This is a genomic window from Plesiomonas sp. ISS29, assembly GCF_056522795.1.
In genome coordinates, this window is record NZ_JAWRZQ010000001.1 from 1279890 (window position 1) to 1306007 (window position 26118).

General features: G+C 46.9%; 23 protein-coding genes, 9 tRNA genes and 1 other annotated feature. Of the genes, 25 read left to right on the plus strand and 7 right to left on the minus strand.

What is annotated here, in order from left to right; translation table 11 throughout:
- The first annotated feature begins 166 nt into the window (after positions 1 to 166).
- The 14 genes from csrA to luxS all read left to right on the plus strand — a co-directional run bounded on the left by csrA (position 167) and on the right by luxS (position 5979).
- Complete coding sequence (gene csrA / locus AC1HDJ_RS05660) at positions 167 to 352, plus strand: carbon storage regulator CsrA (RefSeq protein WP_438622490.1); 186 nt, start codon at positions 167 to 169, stop codon at positions 350 to 352.
- A 512-nt stretch (positions 353 to 864) separates the two neighbouring features.
- Positions 865 to 954 (plus strand) — tRNA-Ser (locus tag AC1HDJ_RS05665).
- A 9-nt stretch (positions 955 to 963) separates the two neighbouring features.
- A tRNA-Arg gene (locus AC1HDJ_RS05670) sits at positions 964 to 1040 on the plus strand.
- 34 nt (positions 1041 to 1074) lie between these two features.
- Positions 1075 to 1151 (plus strand) — tRNA-Arg (locus AC1HDJ_RS05675).
- 53 nt (positions 1152 to 1204) lie between these two features.
- Positions 1205 to 1294 (plus strand) — tRNA-Ser (locus AC1HDJ_RS05680).
- A gap of 33 nt (positions 1295 to 1327) precedes the next feature.
- Positions 1328 to 1404: transfer RNA gene (locus AC1HDJ_RS05685), tRNA-Arg, on the plus strand.
- A gap of 42 nt (positions 1405 to 1446) precedes the next feature.
- Positions 1447 to 1523 (plus strand) — tRNA-Arg (locus AC1HDJ_RS05690).
- Positions 1524 to 1655: 132 nt separating this feature from the next.
- Positions 1656 to 1732: transfer RNA gene (locus AC1HDJ_RS05695), tRNA-Arg, on the plus strand.
- A gap of 110 nt (positions 1733 to 1842) precedes the next feature.
- Positions 1843 to 1919 (plus strand) — tRNA-Arg (locus AC1HDJ_RS05700).
- Between the two features lie 77 nt (positions 1920 to 1996).
- Positions 1997 to 2073, plus strand: a tRNA-Arg gene (locus AC1HDJ_RS05705).
- 482 nt (positions 2074 to 2555) lie between these two features.
- Positions 2556 to 3125 (plus strand): fructose-1-phosphate/6-phosphogluconate phosphatase, encoded by a 570-nt coding sequence (yqaB, locus tag AC1HDJ_RS05710; RefSeq protein ID WP_479534069.1) that lies wholly within the window; start codon positions 2556 to 2558, stop codon positions 3123 to 3125.
- A complete protein-coding gene (locus AC1HDJ_RS05715; protein ID WP_479534071.1) occupies positions 3125 to 3577 on the plus strand; it encodes a YqaA family protein in 453 nt (150 codons plus the stop codon). The genes yqaB and AC1HDJ_RS05715 overlap by 1 nt, the downstream gene beginning before the upstream one ends.
- A 97-nt stretch (positions 3578 to 3674) precedes the next feature.
- A complete protein-coding gene (gene gshA / locus AC1HDJ_RS05720) occupies positions 3675 to 5234 on the plus strand; it encodes a glutamate--cysteine ligase (protein WP_479534073.1) in 1560 nt (519 codons plus the stop codon).
- 226 nt (positions 5235 to 5460) lie between these two features.
- Positions 5461 to 5979: an S-ribosylhomocysteine lyase gene (luxS, locus tag AC1HDJ_RS05725; protein WP_479534075.1), complete on the plus strand. Its 519-nt coding sequence runs from the start codon at positions 5461 to 5463 to the stop codon at positions 5977 to 5979.
- Positions 5980 to 6081: 102 nt separating this feature from the next.
- On the opposite strand, the gene AC1HDJ_RS05730 is transcribed toward luxS, so the two are convergent.
- Positions 6082 to 7356: a CNNM domain-containing protein gene (locus AC1HDJ_RS05730; RefSeq protein WP_479534077.1), complete on the minus strand. Its 1275-nt coding sequence runs from the start codon at positions 7354 to 7356 to the stop codon at positions 6082 to 6084.
- 250 nt (positions 7357 to 7606) lie between these two features.
- On the minus strand, positions 7607 to 8398 hold the full coding sequence (locus AC1HDJ_RS05735) for a cytochrome C assembly family protein (RefSeq protein WP_479534079.1): 792 nt from the start codon (positions 8396 to 8398) through the stop codon (positions 7607 to 7609).
- A gap of 161 nt (positions 8399 to 8559) precedes the next feature.
- On the opposite strand from AC1HDJ_RS05735, the gene ffh reads away from it, so the two are divergent.
- The 6 genes from ffh (at position 8560) to AC1HDJ_RS05765 (ending at position 12775) form a co-directional block, all read left to right on the plus strand.
- Positions 8560 to 9921 (plus strand): signal recognition particle protein, encoded by a 1362-nt coding sequence (gene ffh / locus AC1HDJ_RS05740; protein WP_438635465.1) that lies wholly within the window; start codon positions 8560 to 8562, stop codon positions 9919 to 9921.
- Between the two features lie 152 nt (positions 9922 to 10073).
- Positions 10074 to 10322, plus strand: a complete 249-nt coding sequence (gene rpsP, locus AC1HDJ_RS05745; protein WP_438622498.1) for a 30S ribosomal protein S16 — start codon at positions 10074 to 10076, stop codon at positions 10320 to 10322.
- An 18-nt stretch (positions 10323 to 10340) separates the two neighbouring features.
- Positions 10341 to 10871, plus strand: coding sequence for a ribosome maturation factor RimM (rimM, locus tag AC1HDJ_RS05750; RefSeq protein ID WP_438622499.1), 531 nt, complete (start codon positions 10341 to 10343; stop codon positions 10869 to 10871).
- Between the two features lie 84 nt (positions 10872 to 10955).
- Positions 10956 to 11708 carry a tRNA (guanosine(37)-N1)-methyltransferase TrmD gene (gene trmD, locus AC1HDJ_RS05755; RefSeq protein WP_479534082.1) on the plus strand — a complete coding sequence of 251 codons (753 nt, stop codon included), beginning with the start codon at positions 10956 to 10958 and terminating at the stop codon, positions 11706 to 11708.
- Between the two features lie 33 nt (positions 11709 to 11741).
- Positions 11742 to 12089, plus strand: coding sequence for a 50S ribosomal protein L19 (rplS, locus tag AC1HDJ_RS05760; protein ID WP_438622501.1), 348 nt, complete (start codon positions 11742 to 11744; stop codon positions 12087 to 12089).
- A gap of 311 nt (positions 12090 to 12400) precedes the next feature.
- Positions 12401 to 12775: a hypothetical protein gene (locus AC1HDJ_RS05765; protein WP_479534085.1), complete on the plus strand. Its 375-nt coding sequence runs from the start codon at positions 12401 to 12403 to the stop codon at positions 12773 to 12775.
- 168 nt (positions 12776 to 12943) lie between these two features.
- Here the strand turns inward: AC1HDJ_RS05765 and AC1HDJ_RS05770 are convergent, their stop codons facing one another.
- Both AC1HDJ_RS05770 and AC1HDJ_RS05775 read right to left on the minus strand, forming a co-directional pair.
- Positions 12944 to 13423 carry a GNAT family N-acetyltransferase gene (locus AC1HDJ_RS05770; RefSeq protein ID WP_479534087.1) on the minus strand — a complete coding sequence of 160 codons (480 nt, stop codon included), beginning with the start codon at positions 13421 to 13423 and terminating at the stop codon, positions 12944 to 12946.
- A 325-nt stretch (positions 13424 to 13748) separates the two neighbouring features.
- Positions 13749 to 15095 carry an anaerobic C4-dicarboxylate transporter gene (locus AC1HDJ_RS05775; RefSeq protein ID WP_479534089.1) on the minus strand — a complete coding sequence of 449 codons (1347 nt, stop codon included), beginning with the start codon at positions 15093 to 15095 and terminating at the stop codon, positions 13749 to 13751.
- Positions 15096 to 15473: 378 nt separating this feature from the next.
- On the opposite strand from AC1HDJ_RS05775, the gene AC1HDJ_RS05780 reads away from it, so the two are divergent.
- Both AC1HDJ_RS05780 and tyrA read left to right on the plus strand, forming a co-directional pair.
- Complete coding sequence (locus tag AC1HDJ_RS05780; RefSeq protein ID WP_479534091.1) at positions 15474 to 16538, plus strand: 3-deoxy-7-phosphoheptulonate synthase; 1065 nt, start codon at positions 15474 to 15476, stop codon at positions 16536 to 16538.
- A 24-nt stretch (positions 16539 to 16562) separates the two neighbouring features.
- The gene (gene tyrA, locus AC1HDJ_RS05785; protein ID WP_479534093.1) at positions 16563 to 17693 is read left to right on the plus strand and encodes a bifunctional chorismate mutase/prephenate dehydrogenase; all 1131 of its coding nucleotides are present in this window, start codon (positions 16563 to 16565) and stop codon (positions 17691 to 17693) included.
- 131 nt (positions 17694 to 17824) lie between these two features.
- On the opposite strand, the gene pheA is transcribed toward tyrA, so the two are convergent.
- The 3 genes from pheA to bamD form a co-directional block, all read right to left on the minus strand.
- Positions 17825 to 18982, minus strand: a complete 1158-nt coding sequence (gene pheA, locus AC1HDJ_RS05790; protein ID WP_479534096.1) for a prephenate dehydratase — start codon at positions 18980 to 18982, stop codon at positions 17825 to 17827.
- A 56-nt stretch (positions 18983 to 19038) separates the two neighbouring features.
- Positions 19039 to 19173, minus strand: a sequence feature (Phe leader region).
- A gap of 245 nt (positions 19174 to 19418) precedes the next feature.
- Positions 19419 to 19793 carry a ribosome-associated translation inhibitor RaiA gene (gene raiA, locus AC1HDJ_RS05795; protein WP_438622509.1) on the minus strand — a complete coding sequence of 125 codons (375 nt, stop codon included), beginning with the start codon at positions 19791 to 19793 and terminating at the stop codon, positions 19419 to 19421.
- 548 nt (positions 19794 to 20341) lie between these two features.
- Positions 20342 to 21079 (minus strand): outer membrane protein assembly factor BamD, encoded by a 738-nt coding sequence (gene bamD, locus AC1HDJ_RS05800; RefSeq protein WP_479534098.1) that lies wholly within the window; start codon positions 21077 to 21079, stop codon positions 20342 to 20344.
- 144 nt (positions 21080 to 21223) lie between these two features.
- Here bamD and rluD point away from each other — a divergent pair, with 144 nt between their 5' ends.
- From rluD to clpB, 3 genes are all read left to right on the plus strand, one after another.
- Positions 21224 to 22201: a 23S rRNA pseudouridine(1911/1915/1917) synthase RluD gene (gene rluD / locus AC1HDJ_RS05805; protein WP_479534100.1), complete on the plus strand. Its 978-nt coding sequence runs from the start codon at positions 21224 to 21226 to the stop codon at positions 22199 to 22201.
- A gap of 58 nt (positions 22202 to 22259) precedes the next feature.
- The gene (gene yfiH, locus AC1HDJ_RS05810; protein ID WP_479534103.1) at positions 22260 to 22988 is read left to right on the plus strand and encodes a purine nucleoside phosphorylase YfiH; all 729 of its coding nucleotides are present in this window, start codon (positions 22260 to 22262) and stop codon (positions 22986 to 22988) included.
- Positions 22989 to 23192: 204 nt separating this feature from the next.
- Positions 23193 to 25766, plus strand: a complete 2574-nt coding sequence (clpB, locus tag AC1HDJ_RS05815; RefSeq protein WP_479534104.1) for an ATP-dependent chaperone ClpB — start codon at positions 23193 to 23195, stop codon at positions 25764 to 25766.
- Positions 25767 to 26118: the final 352 nt, after the last annotated feature.

The window sequence follows — 26118 nt, forward strand, 5'->3', positions numbered from 1 at the left end:
AAATTGCAGAAAGTTGCATAGATTAGGGCAGAGTTAGGCAGCAAGGACCAAGTTTTATAAATTAAGTAAGCAAGAACTTTTGCAGATACGCTTACGTTTTTGTGACTTATATTGGATAATGTCAGTATAATGCTGACACAGAAGCTATTAGTTCAAGGAGCAAAGAATGCTAATTCTGACTCGTCGAGTTGGTGAGACCCTGATGATTGGTGATGAAGTCACCGTCACCGTCTTAGGTGTAAAAGGGAACCAAGTTCGCATCGGTGTGAATGCACCAAAAGAAGTATCGGTACACCGCGAAGAGATTTATCAGCGTATTCAGGCTGAAAAATCACAGCAACCAACGTATTAATACCGAATTACTGACGTTTAATCGCCCGATTGTCTCGTCAGTGATGGTTATTAACGACTCTAGTGCGTCTTGCATAATATTTTGGTAGGACGCCAATTTCTCTTACTCTTTTCATCTTTCATCTTTCATCTTTCATCTTTCATCTTTCATCTCTTTTTTCTGTCTATCGCAGTGGTATCGGCGGGTAATTTTCCGCTTAATGTTAAATATACCTACAATATATCGGTTGTTCAGCAGAGTATTTTCACCGCCTTCACCGAATAAAAAATACCGAGCGATCACAAAACGGGGTTTCTCTCGGTTTTATTGTTATAGAAAATTAAAAAATACGTATTTTTGAAATGCAGAAACAATCCACTCCCCTGAGATTTACTCGGCAGCATTGAGATAAATGAACTGAAAAATCAGCATATTGTCTGTTAAATGTGCAATTGATGGCATTTTGCCAGTGAGTACACCAAAAGTGTTTGACTTATAAAGCAGGGAAAGTAATATGTGCGCCACACAACGCCGGTGAGATGGCCGAGAGGCTGAAGGCGCACCCCTGCTAAGGGTGTATAGGGGAAACTCTATCGAGGGTTCGAATCCCTCTCTCACCGCCATTTTGAATTGCATCTGTAGCTCAGCTGGATAGAGTACTCGGCTACGAACCGAGCGGTCAGAGGTTCGAATCCTCTCAGATGCACCATTCAATTTGTATGCGGTCATAGGGAATATGCAGTGCATCTGTAGCTCAGCTGGATAGAGTACTCGGCTACGAACCGAGCGGTCAGAGGTTCGAATCCTCTCAGATGCACCATTTATAGCAATTAATCGCGGCAACGTAAGTTAGCGCGGTTGATTAAAGCACACGGTGAGATGGCCGAGAGGCTGAAGGCGCACCCCTGCTAAGGGTGTATAGGGGAAACTCTATCGAGGGTTCGAATCCCTCTCTCACCGCCATTCTTTTGCAAAGCACGAAAAGCACTTTTCGATGCATCCGTAGCTCAGCTGGATAGAGTACTCGGCTACGAACCGAGCGGTCAGAGGTTCGAATCCTCTCGGATGCACCACTTTGCTTTTTTTGTCATGCAAGTAGAATGGCTCAGTATTTTGCATCTGTAGCTCAGCTGGATAGAGTACTCGGCTACGAACCGAGCGGTCAGAGGTTCGAATCCTCTCAGATGCACCATAAATTAACATATTCTTACATAACAGCGGCACTCTAGCGGTGTACTCTGCTTTTGATAAGCGTATAGTTATTTGCAAGGCATGGTTAGCAGATAAATTGCTGTTAATCATGAGGATAAAAGAGTTAATGAGCGCATCCGTAGCTCAGCTGGATAGAGTACTCGGCTACGAACCGAGCGGTCAGAGGTTCGAATCCTCTCGGATGCACCATCTTTTATCTGCACGATATGAGTTATTGTTATTGCCATTATCGTGAACAGCTTTTTTCGTTGAGCGTAGTTAAACGCAAATGGAAAACGTTAAGTTAGTGAAATACTCTTGCATCCGTAGCTCAGCTGGATAGAGTACTCGGCTACGAACCGAGCGGTCAGAGGTTCGAATCCTCTCGGATGCACCATACAAAGATTGCTGCGGAAAGAGTATTGCTGAGTTATCAGGCTATTTTTTCGGGGTGATAAGTTAAAAACAGACTCTGCATCTGTAGCTCAGCTGGATAGAGTACTCGGCTACGAACCGAGCGGTCAGAGGTTCGAATCCTCTCAGATGCACCATCTTAGTGAAAAGCCCCGTCAATGACGGGGCTTTTTGCGTTTGGCGGTTGCTGAAGGTGAACAATTTTGTGTTGTTAAGATTTTCCTGCGTTTATCAATGTTTTATGCTTCTTATCTTTGAATCTTTGAATCTTTGAATCTTTGAATCTTTGAATCTTTGAATCTTTGAATCTTTGAATCTTTGAATCTTTGAATCTTTGAATCTTTGAATCTTTAAATCTTTAAATCTTTAAATCTATTTGAGTCTCTTTGTTCTTTCCCTTTCTTGAATGTTTAGTTTTTGTCTTTTTTTTCTTCTATTTATTGTGTTGTATGCTTGAGTTTGCGCTGACGTAGTGAGTACTCAAGGCATTGCATAAACCGGTGAAAGCATCACAAAATAGTATACGGCCGCTGCAAGCGACAGAGGATTACGGTACAGTAATCTTGTTTGCACCAGTGTGGTGCGGTTGAGGGCGTAGCCCTGTTAAGTAGGAGTTGTTATGTACGATAGCTACCAAGGGCTGATTTTTGATATGGATGGCACAATTATCGAGTCACTGCCCGCGCATCGTCAGGCATGGATAGAGATCTTGGGAAAATATGGTCTGCCATATGAGCCAGAGCTGATGGCATCACTCAGTGGCGCGCCGACATGGTCAATTGCTCAGTCAATTATTGATCGCCATGGTGCTGATTTGAATGCGGTGGCGTTGGCCAAAGAGAAGATGCAGCAATCGCAAAAGTATCTGTTTGACATGTGTGAGCCGTTGCCGTTGATTGAGGTGGTAAAGTCGTATCATGGCCGCCGCCCGATGGCGGTAGGTACTGGCAGTGATACCGCAATGGCTGAGGCTATTTTGCAGCATATGGGGTTACGCCACTATTTTGATGTGCTGGTTGGTGCAAATGATGTGACCGCGCACAAACCGAATCCAGATACGTTTTTACTCTGTGCATCGCGGATGGGTATTGCGCCTGAGCATTGTGTGGTGTTTGAGGATGCAGATTTTGGTATTCAGGCCGCCCTCAGTGCAGGAATGGCGGTGGTTGATGTGCGAACGCTGGCCTAATGCTTGCGGCATTTGATACGTGGATAGCCAGCAGCGGGCTGTGGGGCTTGCTGCTGAGCAGTTTTCTTAGCGCCACGCTGCTTCCGGGAAATTCTGAAGTTCTGTTGGTGATGCTTTTACAGCAGGCCCAGTGGCCTGTATGGCAGCTTATTGTGGTTGCCTCTTTGGGAAATACGCTCGGAAGTGTGGTGAGTTTGCTGATGGGACGCGGGGTTGCTGAAATTGCACCACAGCGTGGTCTGACTACGGCTACCCGTTGGGTAAAAAAATACGGTGTCTGGTCATTACTGTTTAGCTGGTTGCCACTTATTGGCGATGTTTTGTGCCTGCTGGCGGGATGGTTTCGGCTCTCTTTTTGGCCGGCTACGCTGTTTATTTTATGGGGGAAAATGTTACGTTATCTTGTCGTTGCACTTATATTTCAAGGTGTTAACCATATATTTACCCTGTAGTATAAAGAGTAACCGATTGTTATACCGTAGAAATTTGGGCATTTAACCAGTATCCTTATCAGATCAAAAGTTCAGGTTGGTTGAAGGAAGGGTTATTTTGATTCCTGACGTATCTGCTGCACTCTCATGGTTAGCAGCAAACCCACATGTCGTTCAAGGTCTGGGGCGGGGTATCGAGCGTGAAACGCTGCGGATTACGCCTGATGGTCATTTGGCTCAAACTGGCCACTCTGCGGCGTTAGGCTCTGCCCTGACCCACAGCTGGATCACCACTGACTTTGCAGAGAGTTTGCTTGAATTTATCACGCCAGTTGAGCGGGATGTTGACAGTCTGCTCACATTTCTGCGCGATATTCAGCGTTATACCGCACGTAATATCGGTGATGAGCTGTTCTGGCCACTCAGTATGCCCTGTTTTATCGGCAAAGAGAGTGACATTGTTCTGGCGCAATACGGTAAATCGAATATCGGCCGCCTGAAAACGCTCTACCGTGAGGGGCTGAAAAATCGTTACGGCGCACTGATGCAGGTGATCTCCGGTGTGCACTATAATTTCTCGCTGCCGGATAGCTTTTGGCTGGCAAGGTTTGGCCATGATCTTGAGCCGCAGGCTCTGCAAGATAAGATCTCTGACGGCTATTTAAAGCTCATTCGTAACTATTACCGCTTTGGCTGGGTGATCCCGTATCTATTTGGTGCTTCTCCGGCACTGTGCCGCTCGTTTATTGCTGGGCGTGAAGATGTGCTGCCGTTTGAGTCAAACAGCAAAGGGTTGATGTATCTGCCGTATGCCACATCATTGCGAATGAGCGATCTGGGCTATACCAATAAAGAGCAGAGCAAGCTTGGTATCACCTTTAATCAGTTGCGCCCGTATGTGGATGCGCTGAAAAAAGCGATTCATCAGCCATCACAGCAATATGCCAATATTGGCGTTAAAGTTGGGGATAAATACCGTCAGCTCAACAGCAATGTGCTGCAAATTGAGAACGAGTTTTATGCCCCGATTCGGCCTAAGCGTGTCACGCTTGCTGGAGAGTCACCGTCTGATGCGTTATTGCGCGGCGGTATTCAGTATATTGAAGTGCGGGCGCTCGATAATAACCCGTTCTCGGCCATTGGTATTGATGCCGAGCAGGTACGCTTCTTAGATCTGTTTATGATTTGGTGTGCGCTGGCCGATGCGCCGGAAATGAGTGAAAGCGAGTTACTCTGTTGCCGTAAAAACTGGAATAGGGTGATCCTTGAAGGGCGTAAACCGGGTCAAACAATCGGTGTAGGTTGTGATGAAACACGTCAACCATTGGCTGATGTTGGTCAGCGTTTGTTTGCTGATCTGCTGAGTGTGGCCACAGTGCTTGATGGCGCAGATTCTGATACCTATCAGCAGTTGTGTACTAAACTGATGAAAAGTTTTGCTGATCCGTCTTTGACGCTCTCAGCACAAGTGCTGGATCAGGTGCTGGCAAAGGGGATTAGCGGTTTTGGTTTGGCGTTGGCAAAACAGTATCAGCAACAGTTATCCAGTGAAGCGTTGGAAATGCTTTCTGATGCGCAGTTTGCGCAGGAACAGGCCGACTCTTTTGCTAAGCAAGCGGCAATTGAAGCAGCAGATACCCTTAACTTTGATGATTACTTAGCCAGCCAGAAAGGGTAATAGCCGATTTTAAACTGGTGCTAGGGTTTTTGCGGGATAAAAAAAAGCCACATCAACCGATGTGGCTAAAAATAACATCTCTGCAGGTGTATTCAGGGATGTGATGACAACAAATAGCGCGTCTTACTGTAAATTAAGACCGACACAGTGCTAAAAGGTTTCCCGATTCAGGCAAATAAATTTATTTTTTTTCACACAAGATAAAATAGTCAAGGAAGTCAAACGCATGCCGTTATTGGATAGCTTTACTGTTGATCATACCCGAATGAAAGCACCGGCCGTTCGCATTGCAAAAACCATGCAAACGCCGCACGGGGATGCCATTACCGTTTTTGATTTACGTTTTTGCATCCCGAACCAAGAGTTGCTGAGTGAAAAGGGTATTCACACCCTTGAGCACCTGTTTGCCGGATTTATGCGTGATCATTTAAACGGTCAGGGTGTTGAAATTATTGATATCTCACCGATGGGCTGCCGTACCGGATTCTATATGAGCCTGATCGGTGCGCCAGATGAAGCTCGTGTTGCCGCCGCATGGCTAGCCGCGATGCACGATGTGGTGGCTGTACAGCAGCAGTCGGATATTCCTGAACTCAATGAGTACCAGTGCGGCACTTGCAGCATGCACTCGCTGAGCGAGGCGCAGGCCATTGCCGCGCAGGTTATTACGCGCGGTATTGTGGCCAACTCAAACAGTGAACTGGCACTTGATGAAGCGCAGTTAAAGGCATTAGCTACCCGCTAACATCATGTTTTAGCGTTAATGTTTTTTACCTGTAAATAACATCCATAAAAAAGCCCTGCACACGTGTTATGCGCAGGGCTTTTTGTTTTAATCAGTCTGAACCTAGTTGGTAGCGCTGGTTTTTGGGTGAATTCTCACCTGTTTAATCATGTTATCGCTGACTGCCAGAATATCAATTTGATTGCCGTATAAATGCACACTGGTGCCAAGTTCGGGAATATCTTCCAGATGCTCAAGCAGCAATCCATTCATTGTGCGCGGGCCGGTGGTTGGAAAATCCCAGCCAAATGCTTTGTTCAGATCACGAATATTGGCCGAGCCATCAACATAAATTGTGCCGTCACTCTGGGGAGTGGTTTCGTCAGCCAGTGTAGGTGACATTGACGTGGTAAATTCACCAACAATCTCTTCGAGAATATCTTCCAGCGTGATCAGCCCCTGAATATCACCGTATTCATCTACAACTAAGCCAAAACGCTGTTTATTGCGCTGAAATTTGATGAGCTGAACATTCAGCGGCGTACCTTCCGGCACAAAGTAGATCTCATCGGTGGCGCGCAGCAAGGTCTCTTTATTGAACTCATTTTTTTCCATCATCAGCCGGTAGGCTTCCCGTACACGCAGCATACCAATGGCGTTGTCAAAAGTATCACGGTACAACACTAAGCGCGCATGTTGGGCATGATTGAGCTGGCGGACAATGCTCTTCCAGTCATCATTAATATCAATACCGACCACTTCATTACGCGGCACCATAATATCTTCTACCGTGATCTGCTCAAGATCAAAGATAGACAGCAGCATATCCTGATTACGGCGGGTAATGCGTGGGCCGGCTTCATACACAATGGTGCGCAGCTCTTCTTTGCTAACTGATGCCTCATTTTTCACATCAGAGCGCAAACCAAACAGCCGCATTAAACCACTGGTGATCAAATTGGTCAGCAGTACGATAGGCATCATCAGCTTTAACAGCAAAGACAACAAAAACGTACTTGGGAAGGCGATTTTTTCCGGATACAGCGCGGCAATGGTTTTTGGCATCACTTCTGAAAAGATCAGAACAACCAGTGTCAGAACACCGGTTGCCACGGCAACGCCGGCATCACCAAACAGGCGCATACCAAGAATGGTGGCAATGGCCGAGGCAAGAATATTGACTAAGTTATTACCTATCAGGATCAGGCTGAGTAAGCGCTCAGGCCGTTGCAGCAGTTGTTCCGCACGCTTTGCGCCGCGGTGCCCCTCTTTTGCCATGTGCCGCAGCCGGTAACGGTTCAAAGACATCATGCTAGTTTCGGAGCCAGAGAAATAGGCAGAAATTAACAACATTAAAATCAGCACAACAAACAGCGTGCCGGTATGTATGTCGTTCAAGTAATGGTTCCTTTCAAGAGTAAACAGAAGATAAGTATGAATTTAACCGCGCGCTAATGCTACTTTTTCATATCAAATAAGCAGATAAAACCAGAGTGCGGTGAGTGTGAAAAGGTGATAATACGGTAGGAAGCAGCTTTGCATCCCTCGTAAAGTATTTCTTATTGTATAGGGAAAAAGTCAGACTTGCGGGCATCGGCACACAGACCGACACATGCCTGTGATATGGATGCCCGTGTAGCAAAATACACTAGCGTAGGATCACTTCCTGCACAAAACGGCTGCCAAAGTAGGCCAGTGTCAGCAAAAATGCGCCAATAATACTGGCATAAACCACGCGACGACCGCGCCAGCCTTGCTTAAAGTGCCCCCACAGTAGCGCGCCATACACCAGCCATGCAAACAGCGAAAGTACCGCTTTGTGAGATTGCCCTTGAGCAAACATATCGTGGATAAAAAACCAGCCGGTAACCAGTGTCAGTGTCAGCAGAATCTCACCGACTAATGTGATTTGGAATAGCTGGCGTTCAACGGTCATCAGCGGCGGAAACATCGGGCTGACGGGCAGCTTTTTATGTTTTAAACGATGATCAAGCCAAGCAAGTTGAATGGCATACAGCGTAGCAATCATTAAGGTTGCGTAGGCAAATAGTGCCAGCGTGATGTGGCCTAAAATACCAGGGTGTGCTTCTAAGTGCGTAATAAATGCACCGGGTAAAAATCGTGCGGCGGCAAGGTTAATTCCGGCAAAACTGTAGACCACTGGCATTAAAAACCAGACACGGTAACGTAGTAAAGAGAGCGTCATCAACGCGGTAATAATCAAACCGACGAGTGAGGCCACATTTAACAAACTGAGATTTTGGCCACTTACCGCATTGAAAATTAGCTCTTTTAGCGTCAGAGTATGGAACAAGAGAGCAAATCCGGCACAACAAAAGACCGCCGGTTTATTGGGGCCATTTTTTTGCAGCAGACTTGGGATGATTAACACCAAGCAGGCGGCATAACCGAGTAAAGCAAGCGTTGCGAATAGGGGCATAATTTCGGTGTCTGCTATCACATAACCTGAAAATAGAGTTTTCAGTATACCGCCCTCTGGGCAATGCTCCAACCTTGCAACTGCCACATAAGTAGAATAATCAGGTATAATCCCCCCATTACTAAGTCACACAGAACCTGTGCAAGCGGATAATGACTACGATGTTTGAGAATCTTTCTGATCGACTGTCGCGCACACTGCGCAATATCAGTGGCCGTGGCCGGCTGACTGATGAAAATATTAAAGACACTTTACGTGAAGTTCGCATGGCGCTGCTTGAGGCTGACGTTGCCTTGCCGGTGGTACGCGAGTTCATTAACCGCGTTAAAGAGCGAGCCGTTGGGCAGGAAGTCAACAAAAGCCTAACGCCGGGGCAAGAGTTCGTCAAAATTGTACGTGATGAACTTGAAGCCTCGATGGGTGAGGCAAATAATGATTTAAACCTTGCAGCTCAACCGCCAGCCGTTGTGTTGATGGCCGGTTTGCAGGGTGCGGGTAAAACCACCAGTGTGGCAAAGCTGGGTAAATTCCTGCGCGAACGTAAAAAGAAAAAAGTACTGGTTGTTTCTGCTGACGTATATCGTCCGGCGGCGATTAAACAGTTGGAAACGCTGGCTGAAACGGTCGGGGTTGATTTCTTTCCTTCCGATCCGCAGCAAAAGCCGCTTGATATCGTGGCGCAGGCTTTACAACATGCCAAACTAAAATTCTATGACGTGCTACTGGTCGATACCGCCGGCCGTTTGCATGTTGACAGCGAAATGATGGAAGAGATCCAGCAAGTACATGCTGCGATTAATCCGGTAGAGACGCTGTTCGTGGTTGATGCCATGACCGGTCAAGATGCGGCAAATACGGCCAAAGCGTTTAACGAAGCCTTACCGCTGACCGGTGTGATCCTGACCAAAGTTGATGGCGATGCGCGCGGTGGTGCGGCACTGTCGATTCGCCATATCACCGGTAAACCGATTAAGTTTTTGGGTGTGGGTGAAAAAACCGATGCCCTCGAACCTTTCTTCCCTGACCGTGTCGCCTCCCGAATTCTGGGAATGGGCGATATGTTATCGCTGATTGAAGATCTTGAGCGTAACGTTGACCGTGAACAAGCCGAGAAAATGGCTGAAAAGTTCAAAAAAGGCGATGGCTTTGATCTAGAAGATTTCCGCGATCAGCTAAAACAGATGCGTAGCATGGGCGGCATGATGAGCATGCTCGAGAAGTTGCCGGGTGCCGGTCAGCTTCCTGACAACATCAAAGCCCAGATGGATGACAAAGTCACCGTCAAAATGGAAGCGATGATCAACTCAATGACTAAGGCTGAACGCCGTAACCCTGAACTGATTAAAGGTTCACGTAAGCGCCGTATCGCACTGGGTTCTGGTGTTCAGGTCCAGGATGTCAACCGTCTGTTAAAACAGTTCACCGAAATGCAGCGTATGATGAAAAAAATGCGCAAAGGCGGCATGGCAAAAATGATGCGTGGTATGAAAGGTATGTTGCCACCAGGTATGCTGGGCCGTTAATTTTAGCTATAAAATCAATGTGTTTTAGCTAATCATAGAGAGTAGGTTGCTTTTTACCCTAAAACGAGTAAAATTCGACAGCTTTTTCGCAAACTCCCGGAGCCGACCCTCAATACGGTCTCTGGGTGTTGTTGTTAATATAAGAGGACGTTATGGTAACTATTCGTTTGGCACGTGGCGGCGCAAAAAAGCGTCCGTTCTATCAAGTAGTCGTAGCTGACAGCCGTTGTGCACGTGATGGCCGTTTCATCGAAAGCGTTGGTTTTTTCAACCCAATCGCTGCTGGTTCTGCTGAAAAGGTTCGTCTGGACCTGGATCGCATCAACCATTGGATCGGTCAAGGCGCTGCGATGACTGATCGTGTCGCTAAGCTGTTAAAAGACGCGCAGAAAGCTGCGTAATCCGTCTAGGTGGTCACAATGAGTAAGCTGCTTGAGCCTGTTGTGCTTGGGAAACTGGGCTCTACATACGGTATTCGTGGTTGGCTCAGGGTGTACTCTTCCACCGAAAATTCAGAAAGCATTTTTGCATACCAACCTTGGTATCTGAAAATCAGGGGTCAATGGTGTGAGACTGAGCTGGAAAGCTGGCGTCATCACAATAGTGATTTGATTGTCAAACTGAAAGGTATTGATGATCGCGAAGCTGCACACGCAATGACCAATGTGGAAATTGCTGTTGAAGCTTCACAGTTGCCTGCGCTAGATAACGGCGATTACTACTGGCGTGACCTGATGGGTTGCAAGGTAGTCAACGTAAGCGGTTATGAGTTTGGTAAAATCATCGACATGATGGAAACCGGCTCTAACGACGTTATGGTAGTAAAAGCAAACCTGAATGATGCTTTCGGAGTTAAGGAGCGGTTAATTCCGTTCCTCGATGGGCAGGTTATCAAAAAAGTCGATCTTGCCGCCCAAACCATTGAGGTTGAGTGGGATCCTGGTTTCTGACCCACAGGTAAAACGTTGGTTTTATCTGACGAGTATTGGCACTAAATCTATTTTGGATAGATCTATGTGGATAGGCCGAAACCTATGTGGATAGGCATTGTAAGCTTGTTCCCTGAGATGTTCCGAACAGTGACCGATTTCGGGGTAACTGGCCGAGCGGTAAAAAATGGCTTGCTCAGCATTGAGTGTTGGAATCCGCGTGATTTCACACATGACCGGCACCGTACTGTCGATGACAGACCTTTCGGGGGCGGTCCGGGAATGCTGATGATGGTGCAACCTTTACGGGATGCGATTCATGCAGCAAAAGCTGCAGCAGGTGACGGTGCAAAAGTTATCTATTTATCCCCGCAGGGGCGCACATTGGATCAGTCTGGTGTGAGTGAGCTGGCAACCAACAAGAAGTTAATTCTGGTTTGTGGCCGCTACGAGGGGATAGATGAACGCGTAATCCAAACCGAAATTGATGAAGAGTGGTCAATCGGCGATTACGTGTTAAGTGGAGGGGAGCTGCCCGCCATGACCTTGTTAGATGCAGTCGCACGGTTTGTTCCGGGTGTGCTGGGTCATCAGGCGTCAGCAGAAGAGGACTCTTTTGCAAATGGCTTGTTAGATTGCCCACACTACACCCGACCTGAGGTGTTAGATGAGATGCAAGTGCCTCCGGTATTGTTATCGGGGAACCATGCGCATATCCGTCGCTGGCGATTAAAGCAATCGCTGGGCCGTACTTGGCTGAGAAGACCTGAGCTTCTAGAAAGCCTAGCTCTGACTGACGAGCAAGCGGTGCTTCTGACTGAGTTCCAAGAGGAATCTCAGGGCAGTAAGCAGAACTAAAGATTCAGTTAATTCTAGGGTAAAGAGAGAATTATGAGCAATATCATTAAGCAACTGGAAGATGAACAGCTGAAGCAAGATGTACCTGCGTTCCGTCCTGGTGACACCGTAGTTGTACAAGTTTGGGTTGTTGAAGGTGACAAAAAGCGTCTGCAGGCATTCGAGGGCGTGGTAATCGCTAAGCGTAACCGCGGTCTGCATTCTGCGTTCACAGTACGTAAGATCTCTAACGGCGAAGGTGTTGAGCGTGTGTTCCAGACTCACTCTCCACTGATCGATAGCATGGCTGTTAAGCGTCGTGGTGCTGTTCGTAAAGCGAAACTGTACTACCTGCGTGAGCGTTCTGGTAAGTCTGCTCGTATTAAAGAGCGTCTGAACTAATATCGCTGCGCGATACGTTCTCAAAATAGTTAAATCTATTTCTGGCGGTTAGCGAAAGCTAGCCGCTTTTTTTATGCCTGATGTTTAGCGTTATACACGATATCGGTTTTTTTTGTTTTACCTTATTGTACAATTTTCCTCTATCTCCCCTGTTTTTTATCAATGTAACTACTGAAATAGCCTGTATTTACATGATATTTTCTTTCCGTATATTTTTTTCTCTGAACCTTTCTAATTAGGGTTGTCTCAATCAATATAGTATGGTTTCTTGTTAAAACACATGATGTGGGTTGTAGAGGCTTGAAATAAATATGATCAAAAAAATCATTCTGTCCGTAGCGTTAATGTTATCTGCATCGAGTGTGTATGCTGTTGATGATCCTATTCGGGTTCAGGGAATGTATGTATGGGGTGAGGGGGTAGAGACATTTCAGCCTTGTAATGACCCGAGCGTATATTGGCTAAATGGTGAACCTGAAGCTTTAAAGCAGATTCGTGATTTGGCAAAAGCAACGGTTGAGCGAAATCATCAGCCCTATCAGCCAATCTATGTGGTGCTAGATGTAACAGAAGACGTACCACAAGGTGAGTTTGCTGAAGACTATGACGGTGTTTATCGTTTAGTCAAAGTGAATTCGGTCAGTACCAAAATTCCCGTAGAGTGTAAGCGCCAGCAGGTGTATTAAACAGGTAAGTGTCTATTTTGTTATTGATTGTATTTGATATGCACGGATAAATAATGATGATTTGTCCGTGCATGATCCTGTTATAAATTCAACCGCATTGCAGAACAAACGAGATATTACTGCTGATTAAATCAGCCACTGATTTTCTAGCAGCATCAATCCCACTTTTTATAATGCCTGAATATACGAATAGAATTCGGTATCACGCTGATAGCCCATTTTTTCGTACAGCCCTTGTGCGGTGGTATTTTCCACGCCGGTTTGCAAAATAATAAAGCCAGCTTCGGTCTCTTTACCAAATTGTTTACAACGCGTTAGCAGGGCTTCGCCAATGCCTTGTTTGCGGGCATTTGGAGAAACAAACAGATCGTATAAATACCAAATCGGTTTCATCTGCAAAGAGCAAAAAACCGGATAAAGCTGGGCGAATCCAACCGGATTTTGCTCTGCATCCTCAGCATAAAAAATAACGGATTGGTTCTGCTCCAGACGGGCATGCAAAAACGCCAGTGCTTGTTCGGGTTGCGGGTCTACATGATAAAATTCGCGGTATTGCACATAGAGCGGAGCAATTTTACCTGCATCTGCAGTAGTGGCTCGGGAAATATTTATTTTTGCTTTTTTTTCACAACATTGAGATGTGCTCATGGTGTTATCTCGCCTGATGTTAAGGTGGGTACGCACTGTCAATTTGTATTGAGTTAGTCGTACACTGTATTAAAGTATGCGGGTATTGAAGCGTGTTTTGCTGGCTGTTTTACGGATTATTTCTCTTGGAAATAGCGTTCATTCAAGCCACGACTATGCTTAGACAGTAGCAAAAAATTTCCCACCAAAACGGTTTTTTAAAACAATGAAACAATAAAATAGGGTCTGCAATATAAAGGCGGAATTGTTTATTTGTGGGATGCAGAGCATAAAGCAGGTATGCGGGCAACATAATGCTGCCCGGGTTATGAGTTTAGCAATCAGATTAGAGGAACGTTTCAACCAGCAGGAAACCAACCGCACTTGCGGTTGATACACCAATTAACCCCGGTAAAATAAAACTGTGGTTAATAATAAACTTACCGATACGGGTTGTTCCTGAGCGGTCAAAGCCGATACAGGCCAGATCGCTTGGGTAGGTCGGCAACACAAAATAGCCGTAACAGGCTGGGAAAAATGCCACAATCATTTTTGGATCAACACCCAAAGCTAAGCCCATTGGCGCGATAGCTGTTAGCGCAGCGGCCTGACTGTTAACCAATTTTGACACCAAAAAGAGCACCAGCGCGTAAGTCCACGGGTGGGCAATCACAACATCAGCAAGGCTCTCTTTGAGTAAAACCATGTGTGCTTGGAAAAACGTATCACTCATCCATGCAACACCAAACACGGAAAATATCGCAACCATACCCGCCTTAAATACGGCACTGTTTGCAATTTCACCGGGTTTAACTTTGCACAGCATTAATATGATTGCACCGGCAATTAGCATCATCATCTGAATGGTGATGTTCATTGACAGCATTTTTGTTTTGCCATCACCCAGATCAAACACCGGCCGTAGCTGATCAAATACGCCTAGCAGTACCACAACGCCAATGGCAGCGAAGAAAATAGCCGTTGCCCAGTAAGACTCTTTCGGGAATGACTCATTAAGCAGCGTGCTACTGCCACCATAGATATATTCACGCTGTTTAGGGTCTTTCAGTTTAGCCTGAAATTCAGGGTCATCATCCAAATCTTTACCACGGCGTAAACTCCACAGAGCCGCAACCAGCACGCCACACAATGATGCCGGAATCGAGATTGCTAGCAGCGTCAGCATGCTGATGGCTTCGCCAACACCCTGTTTTGCCGCCAAAATAGAGAGCAGTGAAACGACCGCCACAGACACTGGTGAAGCACAGATAGCCATTTGTGAGGCTACCGATGCAACTGCCATTGGGCGTTCCGGCCGGATATTTTTCTTAATGGCGATATCAGAGATAATTGGGAACATGGTGTAGACCACGTGCCCAGTACCGCACAGGAAGGTCAGTGTCCATGTGGTGAGTGGTGCAAGAATAGTGATGTATTGCGGATGACGACGCAGCAGGCGCTCTGCATACTGCATCAGTACATTGAGTCCGCCTGCAGTTTGCAGTACAGAAGCACAACCAATTACCGCAAGAATTGTCAGCATAACGCTGACCGGAGGCTCGCCCGGCATCAAGCCAAAGACAAAACTGAGTATAAATAACCCGATACCACTGATTAAGCCTAAGCCCATTCCGCCAAAGCGGGTACCGACCAATAAACACAATAGAACAACAGCAAATTGTAACGCAATCATAGAACCAATCCCTGATTATGAGTTTTATATAATGTTGATATTAAACTGATTTAATTATTATCCCTTTGCAGAGATAAAACAGAGGATGCGATCACCGAACACTGAACCAGAAGGTGATATAGGTTGGATTATTGATAATTGGTTTACACCAAACAGCGTGTTATTTTCTTTGCATTCTTAGCTTTGTGTAAACTTAATTTTACTAAATAGGGGTTAAATTTGGCATTCGTAATCTTTTCATTACGAAAATGGATTGAAAAGTTTACGTATATTGGTATTGTGAATAGACGCACATTTTAGCAGGTGCGAACACGATTGAGTGCTCGGAAATAGCCGTATTGCCTCATGTTGTAATGCCGAATACCAAGGATGATAAAAATGCAGCGAGATCACGTAAATAATGTCCATATCAGTGCCGAACAGGTCATGATTACCCCTGATGCGTTAAAAGAGAAGTTACCGGCCAGTGAACAGGTTTTGAATCACATTGCTGCATCACGCCAGACGATTGCCGATATTATTCATCACCGTGATCCACGTTTACTGGTGGTTTGCGGGCCTTGTTCAATTCACGATACCGATGCCGCGCTTGAGTATGCGCGCCGTTTACAAGTGCTTTCCAACCAATTGCGTGATCACCTCTATATTGTGATGCGGGTCTATTTTGAAAAACCGCGTACCACAGTCGGTTGGAAAGGGCTTATTAACGATCCTTATATGGATGGTTCTTTTGATGTCGAGGCAGGGTTACACATTGCTCGATCACTGCTGATTGATTTAAATGAAATGGGTATGCCGCTGGCAACCGAAGCTCTTGACCCGATCAGCCCGCAATATATCGGTGATCTGTTCAGTTGGTCAGCCATTGGTGCACGAACAACAGAATCGCAAACCCACCGAGAGATGGCTTCAGGATTATCTATGCCGGTTGGTTTTAAAAACGGCACTGATGGTAGCCTAAGTACTGCTATTAATGCGATGAAAGCAGCCTCTATGTCGCACCGTTTTATGGGCATTAATCAGGCCGGTCAGGTTGCGTTGTTGCAAACACAAGGTAACCCTGATGGGCATGTTATTTTGCGTGGTGGGAAAAAACCAAACTACTCGGCGGAAGATATTGCTCAGTGTCAGGCTGAAATGGCTAAAGCGGGTTTGCCAAGTGCGCTGATGGTTGATTGTAGCCACAGCAATTCAAATAAAGATTATCGCCGTCAACCTGTGGTTGCTGATGAAGTTGTTGCCCAAATTCAAGCCGGTAATCGTGCAATTATTGGTATTATGCTGGAAAGCCACTTACAGGCAGGAAACCAATCAGCAGAGCAACCACGCGATCAGATGGTCTATGGTGTCTCTGTCACCGATGCCTGCATTGATTGGGATTCTACCGAAACACTATTGCGCAGAATCCATACCGGATTGGCAGCCCATTTGAACGTGCGTTAGGTTGCGGACGAAAGAGGAAAGAACATGGTTCCTGAACTGGCACTATTGCGGGATCAAATCGATGCGGTTGACCGCGAAATGCTGGATTTGCTTACACGCCGTTTGGCACTGGTTAAGCAAGTCGGAGAGGTAAAAAGCCGCCACGGATTACCGATTTATGTCCCCGAGCGTGAAGCCTCGATGCTGGCGGCTCGCCGTACAGAAGCACAGGCACTCGGTATACCGCCGGATCTGATTGAGGATATTTTACGGCGAGTCATGCGTGAGTCTTATTCGAGTGAAAACGATAGCGGCTTTAAAACCGTTAACCCAACTACGCGGCCCATTGTGATTATTGGCGGTCGTGGTCAACTCGGTCAGTTGTTTGCGCGCTTGTTTACACTTTCTGGTTATCAGGTGCGTGTGCTGGATAAAGATGATTGGGTGAACGCTGATGCTTTGCTCGATAATGCGGCAATGGTGCTGGTCAGTGTGCCTATCAGCTTAACCGAAGCGGTGATTGATCGTTTGCAACAGCTTCCGGCTGACTGCATTTTGGCTGATCTCACCTCTGTTAAACAAGCGCCATTACAGGCGATGCTGGCGGTACATCGTGGGCCGGTTGTCGGCCTGCACCCAATGTTTGGCCCTGATCTCTCCAGTCTGGCTAAACAGGTTATTGTTTACTGCAATGGCCGCATGCCGCAGGCGTACCAGTGGCTACTGGAGCAATTTCAGATCTGGGGCGCGCGGGTGCATGCTATTGATGCCAAGCAGCATGACAGTGCCATGACTTTGATTCAGGGGTTGCGCCACTTTGCGACTTTTGCCTACGGTTTTCATCTCTCACAGGAAGATGCCGATATTGAGCAATTGCTGGCGCTCTCTTCGCCGATCTATCGTCTGGAGTTAGCCATGGTCGGGCGTTTATTTGCCCAAGACCCACAACTGTATGCTGACATCATCATGGCGCAGCCAGAAAATTTAGCCATGATTAAACGTTTTCATCGTCGCTTTGGTGAAGCTATTGCGCTGCTTGAACAGCACGATAAATCGGCATTTATGCAGCGTTTTGGCGATGTAGAGCAGTGGTTTGGCGAGTATGCCCAGCAATTTCAGGCAGAGAGCCGCGTATTGTTGCGTCAGGCTAACGATAATTTGGTGCACCGCAGTTAAATCTAGCCGGTGATCCTTATTTATTTGCTGGTTTATCGGTTGACCTGTTTGCAAAACAAAACTCCCCGCACTTTATGGAATCAGTGAATTTAGGGCGGGGAAGATTTTAACAAGCTAACAGTAAAAGAACATTACGCAATCTGTGTTGGGATCACTGTTTCGGTCGGATAACAGCCAAGCACTTTTAGATAGCGCGTTTGCCGCGTCAGGCTGGTAATTGCCGCTTGCATCTGCTCATCCTGTACGTTGCCCTCTATATCCAGATAAAACATCTCTTCCCACGGATGACCATTAATCGGGCGTGATTCGAGTTTTGTCATATTGATACCGTGATCGCGCAAAATCAGTAGCGCTTCAACCAGTGATCCGGCCTGCTGGGCAGTTGACATAATCAGCGTGGTTTTGGCCTGTACCTGCGGGGCGACATCAATCGGATTACGGGCTACCACAATAAAACGGCTGATATTTTCCTGCTGGTTGGCAATCCCATTTTTGAGGGAGACCAGACCGTATAATTCACCGCCCTCAGCACTGCTAATTGCGGCAACATGCGGTGATTGCAGTTGAGCAACTTTCTGCATTGCGTGTGATGAGCTTTCACAAAACTCCAGTTGTACCTGCCCAAGAGTGGCTAGAAACTGGCTGCACTGCTGAATCGGCTGCGGGTGGCTGTAGACCGTATGGATCTGTTCAATACTCTGTACATCATGGGTGGCTAATAAACAGTGCTCTATCGGGTGGGTAAGCTCACCAACAATGGATAATTGCGTGTGTTGCAGCAAATCATACACATCATTGATAGATCCCGAACTGGTGTTCTCAATCGGCAGTACGCCGTAATCGGCCTCACCGGCCTCAACACTCTGCAAAATTTCAGCAAAGGTGCGGCAGCTAATTTCAATAATCCGCTCTTGGTGGCGCAGAGCATATTTGCGTGATGCCAGATGTGAATATGAGCCGCGCATCCCCAAAAAAGCCACGCGGGTAAACTGCTGGGTTTCAGGGTTTAACTGTTTTTGCAGATACGCCTGCTGGGTAAGCACTGAATCTTCAATAATGGTGTGATAAATTTGCGTGATGTAGTGCGCATCAAGTTGCAAATCTTCACCGTAACGGATTAAAGAGGCCAGCAGCTCTTGCTCGCGAGTGGTGTCACGCAGCGCGGTGTGTGTTTTTGCCTTACTGCGTGCTACCTCAAGTGCCAACTGCTTGCGCTCTGCCAGTAATTTTAACAGTGAGCGGTCAAGCTGCGTAATGTGTTGGCGGATCCCGTTTAAATCTTGAGTCATAGCCTGCATCCTTGGTATCAGCAAAAAATCAATAAAAAAGGGTGAGTAAAAACAGTAAAAAAAAACCTCCCGTAGAGGGAGGCTTACTGTTCGTCTTTGATTTGTTTTTAATGCAAGTCGTACGAGCAGCCTCCTAGCGTGCGGCACTAAAGCTAAAAAAGAAATCAAAGAAAAACAGCGTCATATTCATGTTTCTTCCTATACCTCTAACTTCTGGATCACTGCAACATACAATAAGTGCTGAGCGTGAGATGTTAACTGTTGTTGAAAAGTGTTGGTGTCTTAAAGTAGCTAGAATGGGAGGATATTGTCAATTTTTTTGTCTGTGAGAATGTTGGTTTATTGACAAACAAAACGCACCGTAAACGGTGCGTCAGTCATACATTTAAAATGTGCTGTTAAGATATGTGTTATTAAAGCAATGGCATTTGTGTACTTAAAACGCCTCTTCCTCTTCATCAGAGATCGCTTCTGCAGTGTCATCTTGCACTCGGTTTGACTCTTTAACGCTCTGCGTTGAACGGCGAGACTCGTTCTTGTGCTGCAATTTATTCAGCTGACGTTCTAGTTTTAGCAGCATCTCATTAATTGCCGCATACATATCAATATGTTGTGCGCTTGCTACGAGTTGTCCGTTTGCAATACCGATGTTCGCTTCTGCAATAAACTCGCCTTGTGGATTTTTGCTCAAGATCACATGCGGTTTAATCAGCGGAGTTTGCCATTTTTCTAACTTAGCCAGACGGTCTTCCACGTGCTCACGAATTGCCGGGGTGATGTCCATTTGTTTGCTAGTAATGTTAACTTTCATAGGCTTACCTCTGTGTCTGTACCGCCATTGGGCTTAACTTCAGAATACTCAATCAGAATAAATAAAGTGTGATTAAGATCACATTACTGAGCGAGGTTATCTTCAGTACAACAAAGTGTGATGCTGGCGGATAAAAACAGAGAAGATTACTTGCTGTTCTTTTTTGGCTAAGGCAGGATAGGAAAATTAGGGCAATAAATGGAATCGGCTTGTTGATTTCTTTTGCTTGTAAAACAGCATGTTGATGAAAAATTGTGACTTCGCTCTTGCCGTACCTCGCTAGTTTCGCTTAACCCCTCCGTTCTGTACGTTTGCTAATTCCGCCATTTTGTCTTCATTCTATTGCTTAATTACGTTGCATCTTAAATTGGCATTCAAAGATAGCAATAAAAAAAGCGTACTGAACATCAGTACGCTTTTTGTCGGTGTCTACATCACCCCAGCTATTACAGCTCTAGTAGCCATAACCACAGCAGCATTTTTGCAAATAACGTTTATACTGCGATACAGCAGTGAATACGCCAGTGCCAAGGGTGATAAGCCCGTAATTATGCTGCCGATTTGTTAGCCGAAATCAGTTTGCTCACTTTATCAGCTTCACTGGTTAAGCCCAGTTTCTGGTAAGCATTTTCCATCAGCGGCAGTGCTTCACGGGTTGCTTGGGTGTCTGGATAATCGCGCAGCATTTGCTCAACACGATTAATCACCGCGACATAAGCGCCACGTTTGGTATAGTACTGGGAAACAGCCAGTTCATGCTTGGCAAGACGGTTTTTCAGGAAGACTAATCGTGCGTGTGCATCTGCTGCGTAAGAACTGTTCGGATAACGCTGGATCAGCATGGTAAAATCACGAAATGCCTGACGAGCATGCGCTGGGCTACGGTCGGAACGGTCAACACCGAACAGGCCGTGCAGCAAATTGTCATCGTAAGCCATATCTGTCAGACCACGCATATACAGCACATAGTCAGCTTGTGGTGATGTCGGATTCAAACGCAGGAAGCGGTCAATCGATGCCATCGCCAAGGCGAGGTCGGCTGATTTATAATATGCGTAAATCAGATCGAGCTGCACCTGCTGTGAATAAGGGCCAAACGGATAGCGGTTATCCAGTGCTTCTAGTTGGGTAATAGCTTCACGGAAGTTACCATCCTGCAATTTTTCCTGCGCTTTAGCATAAAGCTCTGCAGGAGGAACATCAGGTACGGTCTCTTTTGTGCTGGAGCATCCCGCTAACGTGACGGCAAGAGCTACTGATACCATCAGGGCTGTAATACGCTTCATGACGTTCTCGATCATCCTCAAGTGGCTTGTGGGAGTCTTTCCATAAAGATCCCAGCAAAGAAATGTACAATTACAGGCTATTCTAAACGGCATGCCGTTAAAACCCAACGTTAATAAATTCAACGTTAATAAAGAAGTTGCGACATGGCACAACAAATTGAACTAACAGCGACAGTGGCTTACCACCAACTCGGACAACGCTTAGACCAAGCGTTAGCAGAGTTGTTCCCCGATTACTCGCGCTCACGTATTAAAACGTGGATCCAAGAGCGCGGCGTTCAGGTTGACGGCAATATCGTTGACCGCCCGCGCGAAAAGGTGCTAGGCGGTGAGCAGATCGTCATTGCTGCGGTGCTCGAAGAGCCTGCGCGCTGGGAAGCACAAGATATTCCACTGAATATTGTCTATGAAGATGACGATATTCTGGTAATCAATAAACCCCGTGATCTGGTGGTTCATCCGGGTGCCGGTAATGCTGACGGTACTATATTGAACGCATTGCTGCACTACTGTCCAGCAATTGCCGATGTTCCGCGTGCGGGTATCGTGCATCGTCTGGATAAAGATACCACTGGTTTAATGGTAGTGGCAAAAACCGTTCCTGCCCAAACACATTTGGTGGAAGCGCTGCAACGCCGTGAAATTACACGTGAATATGAAGCCATTGCTATTGGTATTATGACCAAAGGCGGCACGGTGGATGAGCCAATTTCACGTCACCCGAATAAGCGTACGCACATGGCAGTACACCCAATGGGTAAACCTGCTGTGACGCACTACCGGATTATGGAGCGTTTCCGTGCGCATACCCGTTTGCGTTTACGCCTTGAGTCGGGCCGTACGCATCAGATCCGTGTGCATATGTCGTTTATCAGCCATCCGCTGATTGGTGATCCGTTGTACGGTGGTCGTCCGCGCCCGCCACGTGGGGCATCAGAGGCATTCTTGCAGGTGCTACGTAAGTTTGATCGTCAAGCTCTGCATGCCACCATGCTGCGGTTAGTTCACCCGATTTCAGGGGAATTACTTGAGTGGCATGCTCCTATTCCTGATGATATGGTTGAGCTGGTTGAAACACTGCGTGCCGATGCGCAAGAACATAAAGATGATATGGACTATTAATCAGCCATGCCGAGCAGCCGTGTACCTGTGCGCTCATAGCCAATAGCGAGATGGATAGATGAAGTGGATTGAACCCGATTGGCCTGCGCCGGCAAATGTTCGCGCGCTGAGTACGACCCGTGACGGGGGTATGAGTGAAGGGGCATATGCGAGCTTAAATCTTGGCACGCATGTGGGCGACTCATCTAGCGCCGTGGATCAAAACCGTGCGTTGTTGCGTAATGCGGCGCGTTTACCGGCCGAACCTGTTTGGCTAAATCAGGTACACGGTACCCGTGTTCTGATTTTACCTACCGGGGAAGAAGAGTCGCGCGATGCTGATGCTTCCTTCACGGCGCAGTCTGATACTGTCTGTGCGGTGATGACTGCTGATTGCCTGCCAGTGCTGTTTTGCAGTGATGATGGCACGCAAGTGGCGGCCGCTCATGCCGGATGGCGCGGGTTGTGTGATGGCGTATTAGAGAAAACCATCGCGCGCTTTGGTGTTGCACCCGCCCGCATTATGGCGTGGATGGGGCCGGCTATCGGGCCGAGTGTGTTTGAGGTTGGTGCTGAAGTGCGTGAGCAGTTTATTCAGCACAGCCCCGCGGCGGTATTGGCGTTTACGCCACAAGGTGATCGTTATCTGGCCGATATCTATCTGCTGGCGCGTCAGCGTATGCTGGCTGCCGGAGTCACCGCCATTTACGGCGGAGATTACTGTACCGTGAGTGATGCGGAGCAGTTTTTCTCATTCCGCCGCGAATCAGTCACCGGCCGTCAGGCCAGCGTGATTTGGCGCGAATAACACAGATTGCCGTATCGTTAATACATAAAAAACCTGCCTTGTGCAGGTTTTTTGTCTGCGGATGATGTGCTTCTGATCTCTTGTATCCCCCATAAACACCTTGTCATACTTCTTTTCAATCACGCTCTTGAAAATACCCCGCAAAGCCTCATTTAATAGACAGAGAGATGAATAATTGCGCGCAACGACCGTTTAGGAGGAGTTATGCGTCTGGATCGTCTAACCAGTAAATTTCAAGAAGCCATTGCCGATGCGCAATCTTTAGCCTTAGGGCGTGATAACCAATATATCGAACCTATCCACCTGATGCTGGCACTGCTCAATCAAGAGGGCGGCACAGTGCGCCCGCTGCTGACCAGTGCGGGTATTGATGTTGTGGCACTGCGTTCTGCTTTGACGCAAGAGCTGGATCGCTTACCGAAAGTTGATGGTATTGGCGGTGATGTACAGCTATCGCAAGACTTAGGCCGTTTAATGAATTTGTGCGATAAAATTGCACAAAAACGTAACGACAAGTTTATCTCTTCCGAACAGTTTGTATTGGCTGCTAGTGAAGAGCGTGGCAAGTTGGGTGATACTCTGCGTAAACAGGGGGCAACCATTGCCAAACTCAATGCCGCCGTTGATCAAATGCGCGGAGGAGACAACGTGAACGATGCTAATGCCGAAGACTCACGTCAGGCACTAAAAAAATTCACCATTGATCTGACTGAACGTGCCGAGCAGGGGAAATTAGATCCGGTTATTGGCCGTGATGAAGAGATCCGCCGTACGATTCAGGTTTTGCAGCGCCGAACCAAAAATAACCCAGTGCTTATTGGTGAACCGGGTGTGGGTAAAACCGCGATTGTAGAGGGTTTAGCGCAACGTATTATTAACGGTGAAGTGCCCGAAGGCTTAAAGCACAAGCGTGTTCTCTCTCTGGATATGGGCGCGCTGATTGCCGGTGCAAAATACCGTGGTGAGTTTGAAGAGCGTTTAAAATCAGTATTGAATGAGCTGAGCAAAGAAGAGGGCAGCGTCATTCTGTTTATTGATGAGCTGCATACCATGGTCGGTGCCGGTAAAGGTGACGGCGCAATGGATGCGGGGAATATGCTTAAACCGGCGCTAGCACGTGGTGAGCTGCACTGTGTCGGGGCAACCACGCTTGATGAGTATCGCCAGTATATTGAAAAAGATGCCGCACTTGAGCGCCGTTTTCAAAAAGTGTATGTCGCGCAGCCTACCGTTGAAGATACGATTGCTATCTTGCGCGGGTTGAAAGAGCGCTATGAACTGCATCACCATGTACAGATTACCGATCCGGCCATTGTCGCTGCAGCAACACTGTCGCATCGCTATATTGCCGATCGTCAGTTGCCTGATAAAGCCATTGACCTGATTGATGAAGCCGCTTCCAGTATTCGGATGCAGATAGACTCAAAACCAGAGTCATTAGATCGCCTTGATCGCCGGATTATTCAGCTCAAACTTGAACAGCAAGCACTGCAAAAAGAGTCTGATGATGCCAGTCTCAAGCGTCTTGCTATGTTGAACGAAGAGTTAGAGACCAAAGAGCGTGAATACGCTGAGTTGGATGAAGTCTGGAAAGCAGAGAAAGCCGCATTATCTGGCACACAGCACATTAAAGCAGAGTTAGAGCAAGTTAAAACGCAACTTGAACAAGCTCGCCGTGCCGGTGATTTGGCTCGAATGTCCGAGCTGCAATATGGCCGCATTCCGGCGCTGGAAAAGCAGCTTGAAACAGCTAGTCAGACCGATACAAAAGAGATGCAATTGCTGCGTAATAAAGTCACCGATGCTGAAATTGCCGATGTGCTGTCAAAAGCAACCGGTATTCCGGTCGCCCGTATGCTTGAAGGTGAGCGTGATAAGCTATTACGGATGGAACATGATCTACATAAGCGCGTGATTGGTCAGAATGAAGCGGTTGAAGCAGTATCAAATGCAATTCGTCGTAGCCGTGCAGGGCTAGCTGATCCTAATCGCCCGATTGGTTCATTTTTGTTCTTAGGCCCAACCGGTGTCGGTAAAACCGAGCTGTGTAAAGCACTGGCGAACTTTATGTTCGACAGTGATGATGCCATGGTGCGGATTGATATGTCGGAGTTCATGGAAAAACATTCGGTGTCACGCCTTGTCGGTGCGCCTCCGGGTTATGTGGGCTACGAAGAGGGGGGCTATCTGACTGAAGCAGTTCGTCGTCGTCCGTACTCGGTTATCTTGCTTGATGAGGTGGAAAAAGCGCATCCGGATGTGTTTAACATTCTGCTGCAGGTGCTTGATGATGGTCGGCTGACTGATGGACAAGGTCGTACGGTTGATTTTCGTAACACTGTGGTGATCATGACCTCCAATTTAGGCTCTGATCTGATTCAAGATCAGTTTGGTACGCTTGATTACGGTGAGATGAAAGAGCTGGTAATGAGTGCCGTATCACAGCATTTCCGCCCTGAATTTATCAACCGTATCGATGAAACCGTGGTATTCCATCCGCTTGGCAGTGAGCAGATTAAATCCATTGCGGCGATTCAACTGCAACGTTTGTACAAACGTCTGGAAGATCGCGGTTATCAGGTGCACATGACCGATGCCGCGTTGGCGCATCTGGCTCAGGCTGGCTATGATCCTATCTACGGCGCGCGTCCGCTGAAACGGGCGATGCAGCAAGAAGTTGAGAATCCGCTGGCTCAGCAAATTTTGTCGGGTAAATTACTGCCAGGGAAGTTACTTACACTTGATCTGGAAAATGGCGAGATTATCGCAAAACAGTAAATTGAGCCGATTCTGATAAACGCTAACCTAATAAGTCGGCTGCGGCTGACTTATTAGGTCATCTTCACACCATGGTTCCGCTATTATTTCCAGCCATTATTGTCGTTATCTCTACCTACCCTATTTATCCCGCAATAGTTGTTAACTCACCGCAGTATATCAGTGCAGCATCCTGTCTTATTTAACTATTGCCGATGATAATGTGATTTATTTCTACTCGGGTTTATTGGGAAAAAACAAATCACATTGTCTTTCTTATCGTTAAATATAGAGCGTCATCACGCCGCAATAGAAAATTGATAGCGAGCCAATACAAGCTACTTTAGAGTGGCAAAACTTTATGAATAAAATA

Bases quoted from the DNA above. Each gene is read 5' to 3' on its own strand.
- csrA (WP_438622490.1), top strand. From the start codon at position 167: ATGCTAATTCTGACTCGTCGAGTTGGTGAGACCCTGATGATTGGTGAT.
- yqaB (WP_479534069.1), top strand. From the start codon at position 2,556: ATGTACGATAGCTACCAAGGGCTGATTTTTGATATGGATGGCACAATT.
- AC1HDJ_RS05715 (WP_479534071.1), top strand. From the start codon at position 3,125: ATGCTTGCGGCATTTGATACGTGGATAGCCAGCAGCGGGCTGTGGGGC.
- luxS (WP_479534075.1), top strand. From the start codon at position 5,461: ATGCCGTTATTGGATAGCTTTACTGTTGATCATACCCGAATGAAAGCA.
- AC1HDJ_RS05735 (WP_479534079.1), bottom strand. From the start codon at position 8,398: ATGCCCCTATTCGCAACGCTTGCTTTACTCGGTTATGCCGCCTGCTTG.
- ffh (WP_438635465.1), top strand. From the start codon at position 8,560: ATGTTTGAGAATCTTTCTGATCGACTGTCGCGCACACTGCGCAATATC.
- rpsP (WP_438622498.1), top strand. From the start codon at position 10,074: ATGGTAACTATTCGTTTGGCACGTGGCGGCGCAAAAAAGCGTCCGTTC.
- rimM (WP_438622499.1), top strand. From the start codon at position 10,341: ATGAGTAAGCTGCTTGAGCCTGTTGTGCTTGGGAAACTGGGCTCTACA.
- trmD (WP_479534082.1), top strand. From the start codon at position 10,956: ATGTGGATAGGCATTGTAAGCTTGTTCCCTGAGATGTTCCGAACAGTG.
- rplS (WP_438622501.1), top strand. From the start codon at position 11,742: ATGAGCAATATCATTAAGCAACTGGAAGATGAACAGCTGAAGCAAGAT.
- AC1HDJ_RS05765 (WP_479534085.1), top strand. From the start codon at position 12,401: ATGATCAAAAAAATCATTCTGTCCGTAGCGTTAATGTTATCTGCATCG.
- AC1HDJ_RS05770 (WP_479534087.1), bottom strand. From the start codon at position 13,423: ATGAGCACATCTCAATGTTGTGAAAAAAAAGCAAAAATAAATATTTCC.
- AC1HDJ_RS05775 (WP_479534089.1), bottom strand. From the start codon at position 15,095: ATGATTGCGTTACAATTTGCTGTTGTTCTATTGTGTTTATTGGTCGGT.
- AC1HDJ_RS05780 (WP_479534091.1), top strand. From the start codon at position 15,474: ATGCAGCGAGATCACGTAAATAATGTCCATATCAGTGCCGAACAGGTC.
- tyrA (WP_479534093.1), top strand. From the start codon at position 16,563: ATGGTTCCTGAACTGGCACTATTGCGGGATCAAATCGATGCGGTTGAC.
- pheA (WP_479534096.1), bottom strand. From the start codon at position 18,982: ATGACTCAAGATTTAAACGGGATCCGCCAACACATTACGCAGCTTGAC.
- raiA (WP_438622509.1), bottom strand. From the start codon at position 19,793: ATGAAAGTTAACATTACTAGCAAACAAATGGACATCACCCCGGCAATT.
- bamD (WP_479534098.1), bottom strand. From the start codon at position 21,079: ATGAAGCGTATTACAGCCCTGATGGTATCAGTAGCTCTTGCCGTCACG.
- rluD (WP_479534100.1), top strand. From the start codon at position 21,224: ATGGCACAACAAATTGAACTAACAGCGACAGTGGCTTACCACCAACTC.
- yfiH (WP_479534103.1), top strand. From the start codon at position 22,260: ATGAAGTGGATTGAACCCGATTGGCCTGCGCCGGCAAATGTTCGCGCG.
- clpB (WP_479534104.1), top strand. From the start codon at position 23,193: ATGCGTCTGGATCGTCTAACCAGTAAATTTCAAGAAGCCATTGCCGAT.